Raw genomic sequence first — 350 nt, forward strand, 5'->3', positions numbered from 1 at the left:
CACGTTTTCCATCAGATCCTCACAACTTACGGTATCCCCTACAAGTTCTTTACAGACCGCCGTACTGTTTTCACCTATAAAAAGAAAAACTCCCCATCTATCGATGAGGATACCTATACACAGTTTGCCTATGCCTGTAAACAGCTGGGGGTTGAACTGGGATCAAGCAGTGTGCCTCAGGCAAAAGGACGTGTAGAACGTCTGAACCAGACGCTACAGTCGCGCCTGCCAGTCGAGTTGAGACTTGCAGGCATAACGACCATAGACGCTGCCAATGAATTCCTAAACTCCTACATAAAGGAATTCAATGAGAAGTTTGCCCTTCCCCTTCATGGTATCAAGTCTGTGTT

Annotated in this window: 1 pseudogene; it reads left to right on the forward strand. The window is 46.6% G+C overall.

The window, feature by feature from the left end:
* Positions 1-350 (forward strand): annotated as a pseudogene (locus PZH32_RS11860) (hypothetical protein); the annotation flags it as partial.

The organism is Adlercreutzia equolifaciens, from assembly GCF_029076695.1.
Classification (GTDB): domain Bacteria; phylum Actinomycetota; class Coriobacteriia; order Coriobacteriales; family Eggerthellaceae; genus Adlercreutzia; species Adlercreutzia equolifaciens_A.